This window comes from Hymenobacter sp. NBH84 (assembly GCF_014217645.1).
GTDB classification, from domain to species: domain Bacteria; phylum Bacteroidota; class Bacteroidia; order Cytophagales; family Hymenobacteraceae; genus Hymenobacter; species Hymenobacter profundi.
In genome coordinates, this window is record NZ_CP043644.1 from 407,631 (window position 1) to 422,210 (window position 14,580).

Consider the following 14,580-nt stretch of genomic DNA (forward strand, 5'->3'; position numbering starts at 1 on the left):
AAGTTTTCTACAATGAGGGGACCTAAGCTGATGTAACCCTGCTACCCACGGCTATGGCCGGAATAGGTAGGGCGCTGTTTCCTCTTTTCTGCCTCCCGGATGTACACTCTTCCGCTGCCTGGTTTTCAACAAATACCTGCTGCCCCGCAACCTGCTTCGGTTTGCGCGGAGGCCGAGTTGATAGCCCACTTGCAGCAGGGTAGCGAAGCGGCATTTCGCACGTTGGTGGAGCGGTATCAGCACCGCATCTATCGCACGGTGCTGGCGCTGCTTCGCTCGCCGGAAGAGGCCGAAGACGTGGCGCAGGAAGTATTCGTGGAAGTCTACCAAACGATTGGCCGGTTCCGGGGCGAAGCGGCCCTGACCACTTGGCTCTATCGACTGGCTACCTCTCGGGCTCTCAAGCAGCAGCGCCGCGCCCGTGCCCGCAAGCGCTTCGCCTACCTAACCAGCCTGCTGGGCTTCGACAACCGCGTACTCTACGAACCAGCCGACAACGACCACCCCCAGGCCCAGTTAGAAGGCCGGCAACAGGTAGAGCTTCTACGGGTGCACATCGCTCGGCTGCCCGACCAGCAGCAAGTGGCTTTCACCTTGCGCCACGAGCAAGAGCTGAGTTACGAGGAAATAGCCGCGGTGCTTAGTACCACCGTGTCCGCCGTAGAGTCGTTATTATTTCGCGCCCGCAAAACGCTTCGTCATCATCTTCAACCCACCCAACGCCATGTCTGATTCAACTAATCGCACGGAGGCCGATGAAGAATGGGAAACCCTGCTGCACCAGTGGCGAGCTGAAGTAGCTGTTCCGCCTCGCCCGTATTTTTACGGCCGGGTGCACACTCGGCTAGTGAATGCCGCAGCGAAGCGCCCGCCTTTGCGGACTTGGCGGCACTGGCCCGCCTACGCTGTTATGCTGGGCATTCTGCTGTTGCTTAGCGGCGATGATGCGGGTCTGCACGCCGTAAGCGGCGGAGCACAACAAGAAAAACGCCGATCAACCTGAGGCCAGTTTCAGCGGTGAGTAGCCGCGCTGACCACGGCGCCTTAGCTGCCCGGCTACCAAATGGGAAGTGACTACCTTTGAATTTCTATCATCTTTTGCCTACCCTATGCTTTCTTTTCTTGCTGCCATCACTTGGGATGTGTCGCCTCTCATTGCTGAGTTTGGCCCCTGGGACTTAGGTTTGTTCACGCTGGGGCCGCTGGCCTTGCGCTGGTACGGGCTGCTGTTTATGTCGGGCTTTGTGGTGGGCACGTTTGTGCTGGCGCACATCTATAAGTCGGAGAAAGTGTCGCCGATGTGGGTGGATGTCATCACGATTTACGTGCTGATTGGTACCATCGTCGGTGCTCGACTAGGACACGTGCTATTCTATCAGCCTGAGATACTGAAAGATCCGCTGGAGGTGTTTAAGATATGGCACGGCGGTTTGGCTAGCCACGGCGCTACCATCGGTATTATCCTGGCCGTGTACCTGTTCAGCCGCAACAACAAGTTCGACATGCTCTGGACGCTCGACCGCATCGTGATTGTGGTGGCGTCGGGCGGGGCGCTCATTCGTTTGGGCAACCTGATGAATTCCGAGATTGTGGGCCGAGAAACCGACGTGCCCTGGGCCTTTATTTTCCTCCGCGACCGGGAGCACTTCGTGAATGGCATCGCCGTGCCGCGCCACCCTACCCAGATCTACGAGTCGCTGTTCTGCGTGTTCTTGTTCTTCCTGCTCTACTTCATGTGGAACCGAACCAAGGAGCGCACCCCACGCGGGCAACTATTCGGACTGTTTGTAGTGCTTCTGTTCACGTTCCGCTTTTTCGTAGAATTCCTGAAAGTAAGCCAGGTTGATTTCGAAAATAACCTACCCCTGGATATGGGCCAAATCCTGAGCATTCCCATGGTAGCCATTGGCTTCTGGGTGCTGCTACGCGCTGGCAAAGACCCCAAGAATCCCTACGGCTACGCCCCGCGCGATTTAGGCAAAGAAGAACAAAACCCCAAGCTGGCGCAGGCAAAGTAAACGTGAGCCTGTAAAGTTTGGAAATGGCGAATAAAAACCGCCTGTCATCCTGAGTTGGCGAAGGACCTTCTCACACGTGAACGATTGACGTAACAACGACTCGTTCAACCGTGAGAAGGTCCTTCGCCAACTCAGGATGACAGGCGGTTTTGTTTAGTAGTTGTGCCTCAACTAAAACTCATACTTATACAAGTCACCTTGTTCAGTGCTGATGTAGATGGTGTTATCGTTGGTAAAGACTACGCCTTCCGTCTGCCCAGCGCCTTTCAGCGAAATCTGACGGGGCGTAGCTTTCAGCGCATCGGCCAAAGAGCTGCCTTCCAGCACAAACATTTCTTCCCTACCCATCAATACCAGGCGACGGCCATTGGGGCTTAGGTTGGCGTCCGTTACCTGGCCCGGAATGCTCAGCTTGGTAAGCAATTTTGCTTTGTGCGTGCCGGGCTGGTCAGGGAGGGTATACACCTTGCTGGTGCTGCTATTGGCGCGGTCCTTTGTAAAAAGGTAGAGCTGATTCTGGTGCCAAAGCGAGGCTTCCACATCGAAATTACGGTCGCCTTTTTTGGGCGGGAATTCGGTTTGGTCGGCGTACGAAAAGTTGATTTTATCAACCTGATTAGGCGTTTTGGGACGAAAGCGAAGAATAGCTAAATCCTCACGATCGTTGCTATTGTTACCTGCGTCGGCTAGGTAGTAGTACCCCTGGTTATCGCGCGAAATGCTTTCCCAGTCGTGGTTGGTGGCACTGAGGCGCAACGTGCCGAGTAGCTTGCCTGTTTCGGACACTTTGTAGACAATGGGCGGATTACCGGCGTCGCTGAATGTGTAGAACGTGCCGGGCGTATCGGCCAAAGCCAAGCCAGAGCTTTCGCGAACTTCTTCCAGGTCGCCTACTTTGTTTAGCTCTACGTCTTCGCCCTTCGATTTCTTCCCCTTTTTGCCCTTCTTCCCTTTCTTTCCCTGATCTGCCTGCGTGGTACTAAAATCGGTGGTGGATTGCTCAGCGGGGGTGGAATTACAACTGTTCAACAACGTGCTAGCCAGTAAGGCTGTGGTCAAAAAAAAGGGCATAGTATTCATAAAGAGGGCAAAAGAAAAGGCCCCTACCCAAAGGTAGAGGCGCGTGTATCAGGAGGTATACGCTCAATGCCGTCATTAAGGTACAGGGTCGTAGCCGTGGCCGCCCCAGGGGTGGCAGCGCCCAATGCGGCGCAGCGCTAGCCAGCCGCCTCGCCACGGGCCGTGCCGCTCGATGGCCTGCACGGCATAGGCCGAGCATGTGGGCTGGTAGCGGCATGTAGGGGGCTTGAGGGGCGACAGCAGGTGGCGGTACACCCACAACAGCGCCAGCAACAAATGGCGGAAGAGCAACTTCATGGTAGCACAAAGAACGCGAAACAGCAGCAGCTAGTGCCCGCCACGTAGCAAGAGCCTTCCATTTGGCGGGGTATTTGAATAAAACCAGGAAGATTCTTTGCTATAGAGTCTGTTAGTGAATTGTTTGTGTATTTATTCTAGTCTTCTGATTGGCTTTCTATGGAGAAACGCTACGCGCTATTTTTTTGCCTGTTTTTGCTGGGATTGCACGCTTTCGCACAAGGCAACGGGCCGGGCATCCGGGGGGCACGGGCTGCGGCGTTGGGCTACACCAGCACTACCCTCCACGACGTGTGGGCCGTGGGCAACAACGCCGCTGGTCTGGGTCAACTTACCGAGCCGGAAGTGGGTTTCTATGCCGAAAACCGCTTCCTGCTACCCAATTTCAACACAGCCGCGTTGGCTGTAGCCCTACCCCTAGGCGAAGTAGTAGAGAACCGCCCGAAAAACGGCGTAGTGGGCTTTGAGGCCCAGCGTTTCGGTGGTAAGCTCTACGCCGAGCAGCGCCTAGGCGCTGCCTATGGCTACCGCAGTGGCCAAGTGAGCGTAGGCGCCCGCCTCGATGTATTGCAGATGAGCATCGAGGGCCTGGGCAGCCGCAGGGCGCTGGCCCTGTCGTTGGGCGGGCAAGCCGAGATTATGCCGAAAAAGCTGGTGTTTGGCGCCTACCTCTACAACCTCAACCAAGCTCGCTTGGCCCGCTACCAAGACGAGCGGGTGCCTACCGTGCTGCGCGCCGGCCTGGGATACCAGCCCACCGAGAAGGTGCTGCTGACTGTGGAAACCGAAAAAGACGTGGACCATGATGCCGACTTCCGGGCGGGCCTGGAATACAAAGTGCTGGACGTATTGCAGGTGCGGGCGGGTTTTGCAGCACTGAGCGAACAGACCACCGGCGGGGTAGGCTTTCAGACGGGGCAACTGCGCATCGACTACGCTGCCGCCTGGCAAACGGTCCTTGGGCTTAGTCAGCACCTGAGCGTGCATGTGTTGCTCGCAAAGCCTGCGCAGCTATGAGCAGATTGCCTGGCTGCTTGAGGGTAGCCGTTGGGCTCGTGTTGGTATGGCTGTTCTGCGCGGCCCGGCCTACCCAGGCCCAGCAGTTTCCGCGCCCTACCCCCGACCTGGACCGGCTAATCCAGGAGCTGTTTGCCGATCAGCAGAGCGACGACATGCCCTATGAGGATATGTACGAAACGCTACTGCTCTACTACCAAACGCCGCTCAACCTGAACCTGGCTACGCGCGAGGAGTTGCGGGCGCTTCTGCTACTATCCGAAGTGCAGATCAGCCAGTTGCTGGAGCACCGCCAGCGGGTAGGGCCGCTGCTTAGCCTGTATGAACTACAAAGCATCGACGGTTTCGACCTACGCACCATCTACCGCGTGGCGCCTTTCGTGACGGTGACGGATGCTGGTCCCAACGCCGCCCGCGGGCCGCTGTGGCAGCGCGTGTTGCACGAAGACAACAACGCTCTGTTTCTGCGCTACGAGCGAGTGTTGCAGCAGCGCCACGGCTACACCGCTTCCGATACTACCAGCACGGGCCGCCTCACCAGCCGCTACCTCGGCTCGCCCGATAAACTGTTGCTGCGCTACCGCGTTAGCCACACCAAGGACTTTAGCCTGGGCATCACGGCCGAAAAAGATGCCGGAGAGCCGCTGGCGTGGCAGCCCAGCCAGCGCCGCTACGGCGCCGACTTCTTGTCAGCCCACTTGGTAGTGCAGGAGCGCGGCCGTCTGAAAACCCTGGCGCTGGGCGATTATCAGCTGCAATTTGGGCAGGGGCTCCTGCTGTCCTCGGGGTTGCAGGTAGGGAAAGGCGGCGAAACAATTACCACTATTCGGCGTAGCTCGTTGGGTGTGCGCCCCTACTCCTCGGTGTTGGAAAGCACCTTTTTTCGGGGCGCCGCGGCTACCGTAGCCGTGAGTAGCACGGTGCGGGCCACAGCGTTTGCGTCTTATAAACATGTGGATGCCAACAGCCAGCAAACTCTGGATTCATTGGCTGATTTCACGGAGTATTCATCGGGGGTGTTGGTGGTGGGCTTGCACCGCACGCCTACGGAGCTGTCTAACCGCAAAAGTCTGGGCGAAGCTATTGGGGGCGGCAACGTGACGTATACCAGCCGCAGCAACCATCTGGCGGTAGGCCTCACGGCCGTGGGCACGCACTACGATAGAGCTTTGCAACGCCGGACGGCCTTGTATAATGCGTATGAATTTCGAGGTCAAAATAACCTGGCTGTGGGCGCGCATTACAGCTACGTGCTGCGCAATCTGTTGCTGTTTGGCGAAACGGCCCGTAGCAGCAGTGGTGGGGTAGGCACGGTGAACGGCCTGCTGGCCAGCCTGGCACCCAATGTAGATGCGGCCGTGCTCTACCGCTCCTACACCCGCGACTTCCACACGTTCTATGGCAACGCCCTCAGCGAAAATAGTCGCAACATCAACGAGCGCGGCCTCTACCTGGGTCTGAAAGTACGACCGGCGGCCGGGTGGGAAATTTCGGCTTACTACGACCAATTCTGGTTCCCTTGGTTGCGCTACCGGGTAGGGGCGCCTTCGCACGGCCACGACTGGCTGTTGCGCCTGGCCTACACGCCCACCAAAACCAGCCTGCTTTACGCCCAGCTGCGTACCCGCCTCAAAGAGTACAATGCCGACGACCCACGCCCGCTACCACTGCCGGAGCCCACGTTGCGCCATAGCCTGCTGCTGTTCTACGACGCCAACCCTACCACTGTGCTCAGCCTGCGCACGCGTGTGCAGGGCACCCGCTACCGGGAGGGCGACGGTCCGCGCCGTACGGGCTATGTGCTGGCCCAGGACGTGTCCTACACCTTCGGGCGCTACCTGCGCCTGAGCGGCCGTTACGCCCTATTCGACACCGACGATTACGACACGCGCCAGTACGTATTTGAGCAGGATGTGCTTTACGCTTTTTCGGTGCCGGCCCTCTACGGGCAGGGCACACGCGCCTACTTGCTGGCCGAAGTCCGCTGCAATCGTCACCTCACGCTCTGGCTGCGCTACGCCGAAACGCACTACCGCAACCAGACGGCCATCGGCTCGGGTTTGGATCTAATCGAGGGCAACCGCCGCTCTGAGGTGAAAGCCCAGGCGCGGTATCGGTTTTGAGTGATGAAATGGTGAAGTCGTGAATGAAGAATGTGTGTGTCATGCTGAGCTTGCGAAGGACCTTACCATGTATGAACGACAAGCGTCACAACGACTCGTTCAACTGGCAGAAGGTCCTTTGCAAGCTCAGCATGACACACACATTTTTCATTCACCACTTACCACTGCACTACTCACTCCTTCACCAGCTTCAGCACCGATGTGCCTTGTGGCTGCGTGACGCGCAACTGATAAATACCTGTGCTGACAGTGCTCAAATCCAGGGTTTGTTGCAGCGTGTTGCTTGCTTTGGAAAAGGTGCGCGTCATCACACTACAGCCCAACGCATCAAATACCTGCACTTGCACGGCGCCCGTTTGCGCGTTGTTCAGTTCCAGCTGAAACTTACCACTGCTAGGGTTGGGGTACACAGTCAACCCTTTGAGGACAGGTGCGGTGGCGCTGGCAAGCGTTACGCTGGCGACGGCCTCGTTGGAGTAAGCTGAATTGCCAATGTCGTTTACAGCCCGGATGCGGTACACGTAGCGGCCAGTGCTAGATACCTCGTCGGAATAGGTAGTCTGGTTGGCGGTAATGGTGGCGATGCGCTGGAAACTGGTATTCGTAGTGAGGGAGCGTTCCAGCTCGAAACCGGTTTCGTTGGTGGCGTTGTTCTGCCATTGCAGGCCAATGGTGGCTGTGCTGCCGCTGGTGCCACTAAGGTAGGCCAGCAAATTGGTAGGCGCAGCGGGTGGGGCCGGTACGGTGCAGAGCTCCAACGCCCAGCCTGTAAGCGTACCGCCGTTGCCAGCAGTGTTGTCAGTGATGCGCAGGGTCCAGGTGCCGTTGGCGGGCGCGTTCAGCAAACCGGCCAGGGAGTTGGCAGGGCGATAGGTGCCGCCCGCGTTCAGCGGACAAGCAAGCGCTGCCGTCGCCTGCTCATCCAGCGACAAGTTGAGGTTGGCCGTACCGGCACACAGAGTAGCCAGCAGCACGGCCGAGCGGCCCGCTGGGTTGGTTAGCGTTACCGTCAATTCGCCTGCGTTGGGGTGTGTAATGGTCAGATTATTAATCCGAATAGCCGCTACCACGTCCGTTGAGCTTACTTCTATTGTTGAAGAAGCCGAGGCATTCGCCGTTGCCGGAATCGTGACGGGGATTTGTGTAGCCGCATAAGGCTGGCAGGATACTACCCCCGTGCGGAAGGCCGTAGCCGCCGAGTAGGGCGCTGCACCACAGACATTGCCGCCACGCACGCGCCAGTAGTAAGTAGTACCCGCCGCCAAGGGAGTGGTAGGGGTGAAGCTAGTAGTGCCCGACGCTATGTTTTGAGTGAATACTACATTGCTAAAAGCGGCGTCTGTGGCTACCTGCATGGTGTAAGCACTGGCATTCGGCACAGCCTGCCACGTAAATACAGGCCGTGTAGTAACCAGCGCAGTAGCGGCCGGCGCTACGGCTACGGCCGCCTGCGTAGCCAGCGGCGGCACTACCACGCGCACCACCTGATTCTGCACTACCCCACCGCTAGTGCCCGTGAGAGTAAGGGTATAGGTGCCGGGTGTGGTCGCGGCTGCTGCTGCAATGGTGGCTACCGCCGTGCCGCCAGCCGCTACACTGGCAGGTGCGTAGCTAACACTAAGGCCGCTGGGCAGGCTAGTTGCGCCCAGCGCTACGGTGCCCGCAAAGCCCTGTGCCTGCCCGATACTTAGGCTCACCGGCACGCTGGTGCTGGGGCACACCGTCAGCAGATTACTTCCAATGCAGGCTGTATTAAGGTAGAAGGTAGGCGCCGTAAGCGGTTTAATAGTGAAATTCTGGTTGGAAATATCGAAGAACACGTTGCCCGTAGCCTGCACCTTGATGCGCGCCAGTGCCGTGTTGGTAGTAGCGGGCACCGTCACCGATTCGCAGCCGTCGTTGGGGGTAGCAGCTAGTAGCATGGTCGGGAACGTGAGGCCGCCATCGGTAGAAAGCAGAATGTCCACGTTGGTGGCGTTGATGGGCGCCTGCGTGGTATTGGCCACGTCCCAGGTCACTTGCTGGGGCATACCGGCCTGCCAGGTGGTAGCCGTGTTGGGGGTAGTCACCAGAAAAGGGCCAGCGGTACCAATCACGGCCACGTTCATCGAGTCGTATTCCACGCCGCCCCCACCATCCCGATTGTCGCGGGCCACAAACCGAAAAATCAGGCGCCGCGCATACGTTGGCAGCAACTCCCCAATGGTCGTGGTGTTATTCACCAAATCCGACACCCGCGGGAACGTGCGGCTGGGAATTGGGGTAGGCTCAAACGACCGGAAAATGGGCGCATTGCCCTGTGGCGCAGTAGGTGGGCCGACCGGTCCCAGGTTGTACTGTTCCCAGGTATAAGTAAGCGCATCCCCATCGGGGTCGGTGGCCGAACCAGTAAGCGTAAAGGGCGTACCGATAGGAATACGGTAGTTGGCGCCGGCATTCACAGTAGGCGCCTGGTTGCCGGTAGCAGTGACAACGGCGCAGTTGCCGGCTCCAGTTACGTGGTTCAGAATCTGGTCGTAGCTGCGCGAATGGAAATATGGAATACTGTTGGCCTGTAGGTTGTCGTTTCCGCAAATACCCGCATAGGCCATAATTGTGACGCCACTACCCGGCTCGTAGGCTGAGGAAGCGGAGCGGTTACCTCTCCCGCAACTGCCGGTTTGGCTGTTAAACGTATGGTCGGCTCCAAACTGGTGGCCCATCTCGTGGGCCACGAAATCCACATCGAAGGCATCGCCTACCGGGTTTGGCGAACCAGTCACACCCATAGCCTTGCGACCCGCCACGCACACTGAGCCCAGGGAAGCAATGCCCCCGCCGCCAGTGCTGAATACGTGCCCAATATCGTAGTTAGCCGAGCCGATGCTATCCGTCAGAACAGCTTGGTTCTGCTTAAGCATCATTTCACCGTTGTCGTTGGTATAACGGTCGGTAGAGTCGGTAAGGAAAATCAGGCGGTCGTTGTTGGCAATCAGCACCATCCGAATGGCCAGCTCCCGCTCGTAGATGCCATCTACGCGGTTCACGGAGGTGACAATGCCGGCCAGGGCGCCCTCCTTGGTGCCGCCTTTGGTAGCGGCATACTCACTGGTGCAAGCCACTGCCAGTCGGTAGGTGCGTAACTGGCTGCCGTTGGGCCGTTGGAGAGCAGCCGGTCGGTTTAGAGCGGCCGTAGTCGTGCGGTCCAGGCCATCGGGCGTGTGGCACACGGCACCCAGCGCCGAGCGGCTCATGCTGCTTTGGTCAAATACCAAGTGGTTTACCGTATCGCCGGGCGCGGCCGGGTCGATATAAACGGTACGGTTGGCGGCCAGAATCTGGGCGTGAAAACCTGCCGGCGACACATCGAGGCGGGCCGTGGCCGTGGGGTCGTCGAGGCCCTGGGCCACGTAGGTGCGAATGCGGGGGTAGCGCGCCGCCAACGCCGGCGCCATCACCTGCGTGGCCACCACCCGAAACCGCTGGGAGGTGCCATCGGGTAGGGGCAACGACACCACGGTGCCCGATGTACGGGCTGCCGCGCTACGCTCGGCTGGCGCCGCGCGCAAGGTATTGCGCACCGTGCCTAGCTGTACCGTCACGGCCCGGAAGCGGCTCAGGACCAGCGTATGTTGCTTCGGCACAACAGCAGGAGAGGCATCGGCCCATAGCACGCGTTGCGCCGCGGCTGGCAGCAGGCCTGCTATTAAAAACAGACCGCTTAGCAGCCCTCGCCGCAGGGTAGAAGTTTGCATCGGGTAAGAGGTGAGAAGGTGGAAAGGTAGGGTAGGAAGAAAACGAAAAGAACAGCACCTCAACGCCGCACCTCGTTTAGTTGACAAACAGCTTACAAACAACGACTATGGTGTTCATAAGTTGGGTTGTTTTCAGCGATATGGGAAGGCCATAGTCACAAAATTAAGCTGCTCTGACGCAGGAGTTGCGCAGTAGTGTAGTGCATAGGCTATAAAAAATGCCCGGTTGTGAGAGACAACCGGGCATTCGAAAAGTAAAGTAGCGAATACTTACGCTAAGCATCCGTCTTCAGCAGCACAATCTGCGCCTTATCGGCCGCGCTGATTTTGCGTCGGAACTCCACGTAGGCGGGGTATTCTGCCTTGGCAAAGCGTGTGCGGAGCATTTGCAGCTGGCGCACGTACTGCAACGTGCCATCGGGCAGGGTGTGCAGCTGGGCCGAGTACGTACCGAAAACCGTGGTGAGTTGCACTGACGCCGGCAGGTTCTCGGGCTGTAGCCCGGCCGGCACGTGAATGCGTACCGTATCGGCGTAGGTGTAGGCGTGGCTCAACCACACATCCGACTGGCGGCCACCCACGGGCGCGGTCACGGCGGGTAGGCGACTGAGCAGGTTGGGCGCCAGAAACAGGCGCTTGCCACTCACGGAGGCAAAGGTAGGTAGCATCAGGTCCAGCTTCTCTGTCACCATCGGGAGGGCCTGCTGCCGGTTGGCCGTCAGGTTGAATTTCGTGATGCTGAAGTTGTTCAGTGTCAGGCTTTCTGTGATGTACTTCTTCTGCTGAGCTGGGTCCAGCCCATCGAGCATGGCGCTGAGGCGGTCTTGCTCCAGGCCGGTGTATGCCGTGCGAACGGCAGCCGTGGCTTTGCCTTGCGCGTCCAGATACACGTCGGCCAGCCGCTCGCGGCGGTTTTCGCGCACACCATAGGTAGGAGTGCGCACCAGCTTGCCCCCCTGCGGGGTGAGTAATAGTGCGTGGCGGTTGCCCGTGAAACTGCCCATGTAGCCAAACGGCGCCGTTTGGCTGGTGCATTCCAGCCACACGGTGTCGGCCTTGGCGGTTTTGGTTTGCGCCAGCGGCACGCACAATATCACGTGGTTGAACTGCGAGCTGGGAAACTCCGTGTGAATGTCCGGCGCATCGGCGCGCACCAGGGCACAGTAGCCCGTGATGCCGGCCGCCTGCAACAGCGCCATGCCGTAGTTCGACAGGGCTTTGCAGTCGCCATAGCCATTGGTGCTCACGGCCGAAGCTGGAAACGTCTGCCAGCCGCCTAGCCCTAGCTGCACCGAAATGTAGCGGGTATTGGCCTGCAAGAACTCGTACACTTTTCGGATGCGGACGCGCTCATCTTTTTCGTCTTTCACCAGCGCTGCCACGCGCGCCCGCAGGTCGTCGGGCAACACGTCGCGGCCTCGGTTCAGCTCATAGCTCCACTGGCCCAACTGTTGCCAGGAGGCGGCGCTACCGGCGTGGCCTTGTACCTCAAACGCGGCGGGTGCTGTTACTACCATCGGCACCAACTCGCGCAGGGGCGGGCCATCAGGCTCACGCTCCATAGCCGCCAGGGCTTTCACTTCCCACTGATACACTTCCTGCCCGCCCTGCTGCGAGTGTGCAGCCTGCACGCCTTGGGGCAAGTGCCGCTCCTGGTAGCGCAGGGGTAGGGCTGCGGGCGTGAGCACCCGGAAGGTGGCGTGCTCCACAGCTAGCTGGGGCTCGTCCTGCGGCTCCCAAGTGCTGTAAAACAGCGAGTTGTCAGAGGTGATTTCGTAGTCGAATTCCACCGTATAGGGGTAGGCCGACTGTTGCAGCGTGGCCAACCGGCCGCGGTTGTCGGTGGCCAGGCTGAAGCCGTCGGACAGGCCGTAGTCCTTAACGTCGGAGGCACGCAGGGAGCGAATCAGGCGGCCATCGGCGTCGTACACGGCCCCGCGCAGGTAGTTGATGCTGTTGAGCTGATCGTAGGGCACCATCAGCTGCGCCCAGTCAGCGCCAGCACCGTCCAGAATGGTGATGGCGCGGTGCACCGTGCTCACCGTGCGGCTCACCGATTTCACCAATAGCGTTTCATCGTAGGCGCGCACCACGCCGTGAGCATTCTCGCGTAGGCTGGCCGAAAGGTCGCTTACGGAGTACTTAGGCGCCGGCGCGGCCCAAGCGGTGCTGGTTAGTAACAGGCTAGCGCTCAGAACAGCAGCCTGGCAGAATAAAAAGGAATAGCGCATCAGCTTACGATTTTTTCTTGAGCACGATTTGCTCCGCCTGCTTAGCCATCAGGCGCGAGTAGAAGTCCCGCAACGCCGCGTATTCTTCGGCCGAGTACACGGCTTTGCGTAGATTCAGGCGGGAGATAATCTGTAAGGAGTTCTCGCCGGGCGAGATAGAGTAGAGGAACCGACCGCCGTTATCAGGCAGCTCCACCACTATCGGTTTGGGCATCTCCTCCACTACATAGCCAGCCGGCAGGGTCAGCGTCACCTGATTTACTTCGTCCGTCAGCGCGCCAAAATCCACCGGAAACCGACGGTCTTCGTGCGGAAAGGGGTTTTTTGCTATCAGCAAAATGCCGCATCGGATTGACATATAGGATATCAGCGACCTGCTCATTGCCGGCGCTGGTCAACTCGTAGTCCAGGGCCAGCGGTGTGGTGTTGACGTCCGTCGCTTTGAAGGCGTACTTAGGAATGTCCCAGCCCTCATGACCTTTCGCCAATTCCTCCATAAATTTTTTCTCGCCCATTTTTAGCAACCGCGAGCGGTGGTGTGCGCCCAGATAGCCACCATACTCTTGGTGTACCTTACCGGTGTAGCCACCTTTTTCATCCAATTGTAGCTGTACCTGTCGGTATTCCACATAGCGGGTGGTAGGCGTGAGGTCCACCCAGCGTGAGTCGTCGGCTTTGGAAAGTAGCAGCCTGCCCACGCCGTTCAGACAGCGGCGAGGTAGAGTGCCGCACGGCGTAGCTTCTTCCGTGGCATCTACCAGTATCTCCTTGTTATCGGGTAGGGCCACGTGGGCAATGACATAGTTAAACTTCGACAGCAGCGGAAACATGGTGTTCACGCGGCCATGGTCGCGGGTGCTCAAGATAACGGGGTTGGCCGTGAGGCCGGCGTCGCGTAGCGCACCAATCAGCAGTAAGTTCACGTCGGCGGCGCTGCCGCTGTGCAGGTCGTAGGCGCGGCGGGTAGTAGTGGTGGCGTAGAGGCGGTCCAGGTCGTTGTACTTCACCGAGTGGTGGACTAGGTGACGCACGGCGGCCGTTAGGGCGGCTGGGTCGCCGGCGTGCTTGGCTTTGAGGGCGGCAATTTCGTCTTTCAGAAAGCTGGCGTGCTTGGCTTGGCCGCCAAATTCCTCCCCCATCAGCAGATCGTCATTTATCTTATTCCAGGTGTTGGCTACGCTGTGATACCCCTGGTTGGGCCATTTAGTACCGGCTAGCTCAAAGTCGATGCGTGCCACATAGTCGCGCGAGGTGGTCATGTAGGGCTCGTCGCGGAACGCTGGCACATCCTTCATCACCCAGCGGTGGTTGGTCACGCTGGCCGATACTGTTTCGGTGCTGAGCCGTACACGGTTGCCATCAGACGAGCCGCCGCTGCCAAGAATATACTGCGCCTGGCCGGTAGGGTGCTCACTGATAGCCAGCGGCTCGTAGCCCTGCATCAGCATTTTGTAGTCGAAATACTCCGGGATGCTGGCTCGGTACTCGCTCCAGCGCACGGGAATACTTTCCTGGAACTGCCAATTCTGGAAGTTAAATAGAAAATCGGAGCTAACGGAATAGGCGTACTCAATCACGGAGCCCACGCGCACATTGGGCAGCGTAAACTTGCGCACGGTCACGTTAGCTGACTTTTCTTCCCGAAAGGTGCTTTCGCTGGCCAGTTTTTCCTTGGTGAGTTGGCCGTTCACCATATTATAGGTGAAGCCGCGCAGGCTGCCCAACTTCTCCTCGCTTTGGCCTTTGTGGTAGAGTGGCACTTCCACCGTAGCCCGGTCGTAGGCCGATTTCTTAAGGATTTTAATGCGCGTCACGCGCTCAAACATGATTTTGAATTCACCATTGGCTACGATGAAGCGCGACATGCCGTAGTCGCAGAGGACCACTGCCTCGGCGGCGCTATCGGCCACGAAGCTTTTTTCGTCCATATCCTTCGGGTCCAGCTTGCCAAACTTAATGGGCTCGGTCTGGGCGTGGGCAGTGAACGTAAGCCCACCGGCCAGCGCCAGTAGGAATAAGCGGGGTAGCAATTTTTGCATAGTGAGGTAGAGAAGGGAGTAATTGATGAAGACACAAGGAG

At 58.7% G+C, this 14,580-nt stretch carries 11 protein-coding genes; 5 read left to right on the forward strand and 6 right to left on the reverse strand.

Annotation, left to right across the window (positions count from 1 at the left end; all coding sequences use genetic code 11):
- Positions 1-99 precede the first annotated feature (99 nt).
- From F1C16_RS01745 to lgt, 3 genes are all read left to right on the forward strand, one after another.
- Positions 100-732 carry an RNA polymerase sigma factor gene (locus tag F1C16_RS01745; RefSeq protein WP_185282672.1) on the forward strand — a complete coding sequence of 211 codons (633 nt, stop codon included), beginning with the start codon at positions 100-102 and terminating at the stop codon, positions 730-732.
- The gene (locus F1C16_RS01750; RefSeq protein ID WP_185282673.1) at positions 725-1,003 is read left to right on the forward strand and encodes a hypothetical protein; all 279 of its coding nucleotides are present in this window, start codon (positions 725-727) and stop codon (positions 1,001-1,003) included. Before F1C16_RS01745 ends, F1C16_RS01750 begins: the two co-directional genes overlap by 8 nt.
- A gap of 106 nt (positions 1,004-1,109) precedes the next feature.
- On the forward strand, positions 1,110-2,018 hold the full coding sequence (gene lgt / locus F1C16_RS01755) for a prolipoprotein diacylglyceryl transferase (protein ID WP_185282674.1): 909 nt from the start codon (positions 1,110-1,112) through the stop codon (positions 2,016-2,018).
- Positions 2,019-2,189: 171 nt separating this feature from the next.
- Here the strand turns inward: lgt and F1C16_RS01760 are convergent, their stop codons facing one another.
- A complete protein-coding gene (locus F1C16_RS01760) occupies positions 2,190-3,089 on the reverse strand; it encodes an SdiA-regulated domain-containing protein (protein WP_185282675.1) in 900 nt (299 codons plus the stop codon).
- Positions 3,090-3,173: 84 nt separating this feature from the next.
- Positions 3,174-3,395, reverse strand: coding sequence for a membrane protein insertion efficiency factor YidD (gene yidD / locus F1C16_RS01765; protein WP_185282676.1), 222 nt, complete (start codon positions 3,393-3,395; stop codon positions 3,174-3,176).
- 159 nt (positions 3,396-3,554) lie between these two features.
- On the opposite strand from yidD, the gene F1C16_RS01770 reads away from it, so the two are divergent.
- Together F1C16_RS01770 and F1C16_RS01775 are read left to right on the forward strand one after the other, a co-directional pair.
- A complete protein-coding gene (locus F1C16_RS01770; RefSeq protein ID WP_185282677.1) occupies positions 3,555-4,412 on the forward strand; it encodes a hypothetical protein in 858 nt (285 codons plus the stop codon).
- Positions 4,409-6,535, forward strand: coding sequence for a helix-hairpin-helix domain-containing protein (locus tag F1C16_RS01775; protein ID WP_185282678.1), 2,127 nt, complete (start codon positions 4,409-4,411; stop codon positions 6,533-6,535). Before F1C16_RS01770 ends, F1C16_RS01775 begins: the two co-directional genes overlap by 4 nt.
- 173 nt (positions 6,536-6,708) lie before the next feature.
- On the opposite strand, the gene F1C16_RS01780 is transcribed toward F1C16_RS01775, so the two are convergent.
- The 4 genes from F1C16_RS01780 to F1C16_RS01795 form a co-directional block, all read right to left on the reverse strand.
- Positions 6,709-10,269, reverse strand: coding sequence for a reprolysin-like metallopeptidase (locus tag F1C16_RS01780; RefSeq protein ID WP_185282679.1), 3,561 nt, complete (start codon positions 10,267-10,269; stop codon positions 6,709-6,711).
- Between the two features lie 275 nt (positions 10,270-10,544).
- A complete protein-coding gene (locus F1C16_RS01785; RefSeq protein WP_185282680.1) occupies positions 10,545-12,500 on the reverse strand; it encodes a DUF3857 domain-containing protein in 1,956 nt (651 codons plus the stop codon).
- Between the two features lie 4 nt (positions 12,501-12,504).
- The gene (locus F1C16_RS01790) at positions 12,505-12,789 is read right to left on the reverse strand and encodes a DUF3858 domain-containing protein (RefSeq protein WP_258048990.1); all 285 of its coding nucleotides are present in this window, start codon (positions 12,787-12,789) and stop codon (positions 12,505-12,507) included.
- Positions 12,683-14,539, reverse strand: a complete 1,857-nt coding sequence (locus tag F1C16_RS01795) for a DUF3857 domain-containing protein (RefSeq protein WP_185282682.1) — start codon at positions 14,537-14,539, stop codon at positions 12,683-12,685. The genes F1C16_RS01790 and F1C16_RS01795 overlap by 107 nt, the downstream gene beginning before the upstream one ends.
- Positions 14,540-14,580: the final 41 nt, after the last annotated feature.

Excerpts from the sequence above, each read along its gene's own strand:
- F1C16_RS01795 (WP_185282682.1), bottom strand. The coding sequence starts at position 14,539 with ATGCAAAAATTGCTACCCCGCTTATTCCTACTGGCGCTGGCCGGTGGG.
- F1C16_RS01745 (WP_185282672.1), top strand. The coding sequence starts at position 100 with ATGTACACTCTTCCGCTGCCTGGTTTTCAACAAATACCTGCTGCCCCG.
- yidD (WP_185282676.1), bottom strand. The coding sequence starts at position 3,395 with ATGAAGTTGCTCTTCCGCCATTTGTTGCTGGCGCTGTTGTGGGTGTAC.
- F1C16_RS01780 (WP_185282679.1), bottom strand. The coding sequence starts at position 10,269 with ATGCAAACTTCTACCCTGCGGCGAGGGCTGCTAAGCGGTCTGTTTTTA.
- F1C16_RS01750 (WP_185282673.1), top strand. The coding sequence starts at position 725 with ATGTCTGATTCAACTAATCGCACGGAGGCCGATGAAGAATGGGAAACC.
- F1C16_RS01760 (WP_185282675.1), bottom strand. The coding sequence starts at position 3,089 with ATGCCCTTTTTTTTGACCACAGCCTTACTGGCTAGCACGTTGTTGAAC.
- F1C16_RS01775 (WP_185282678.1), top strand. The coding sequence starts at position 4,409 with ATGAGCAGATTGCCTGGCTGCTTGAGGGTAGCCGTTGGGCTCGTGTTG.
- lgt (WP_185282674.1), top strand. The coding sequence starts at position 1,110 with ATGCTTTCTTTTCTTGCTGCCATCACTTGGGATGTGTCGCCTCTCATT.
- F1C16_RS01770 (WP_185282677.1), top strand. The coding sequence starts at position 3,555 with ATGGAGAAACGCTACGCGCTATTTTTTTGCCTGTTTTTGCTGGGATTG.
- F1C16_RS01785 (WP_185282680.1), bottom strand. The coding sequence starts at position 12,500 with ATGCGCTATTCCTTTTTATTCTGCCAGGCTGCTGTTCTGAGCGCTAGC.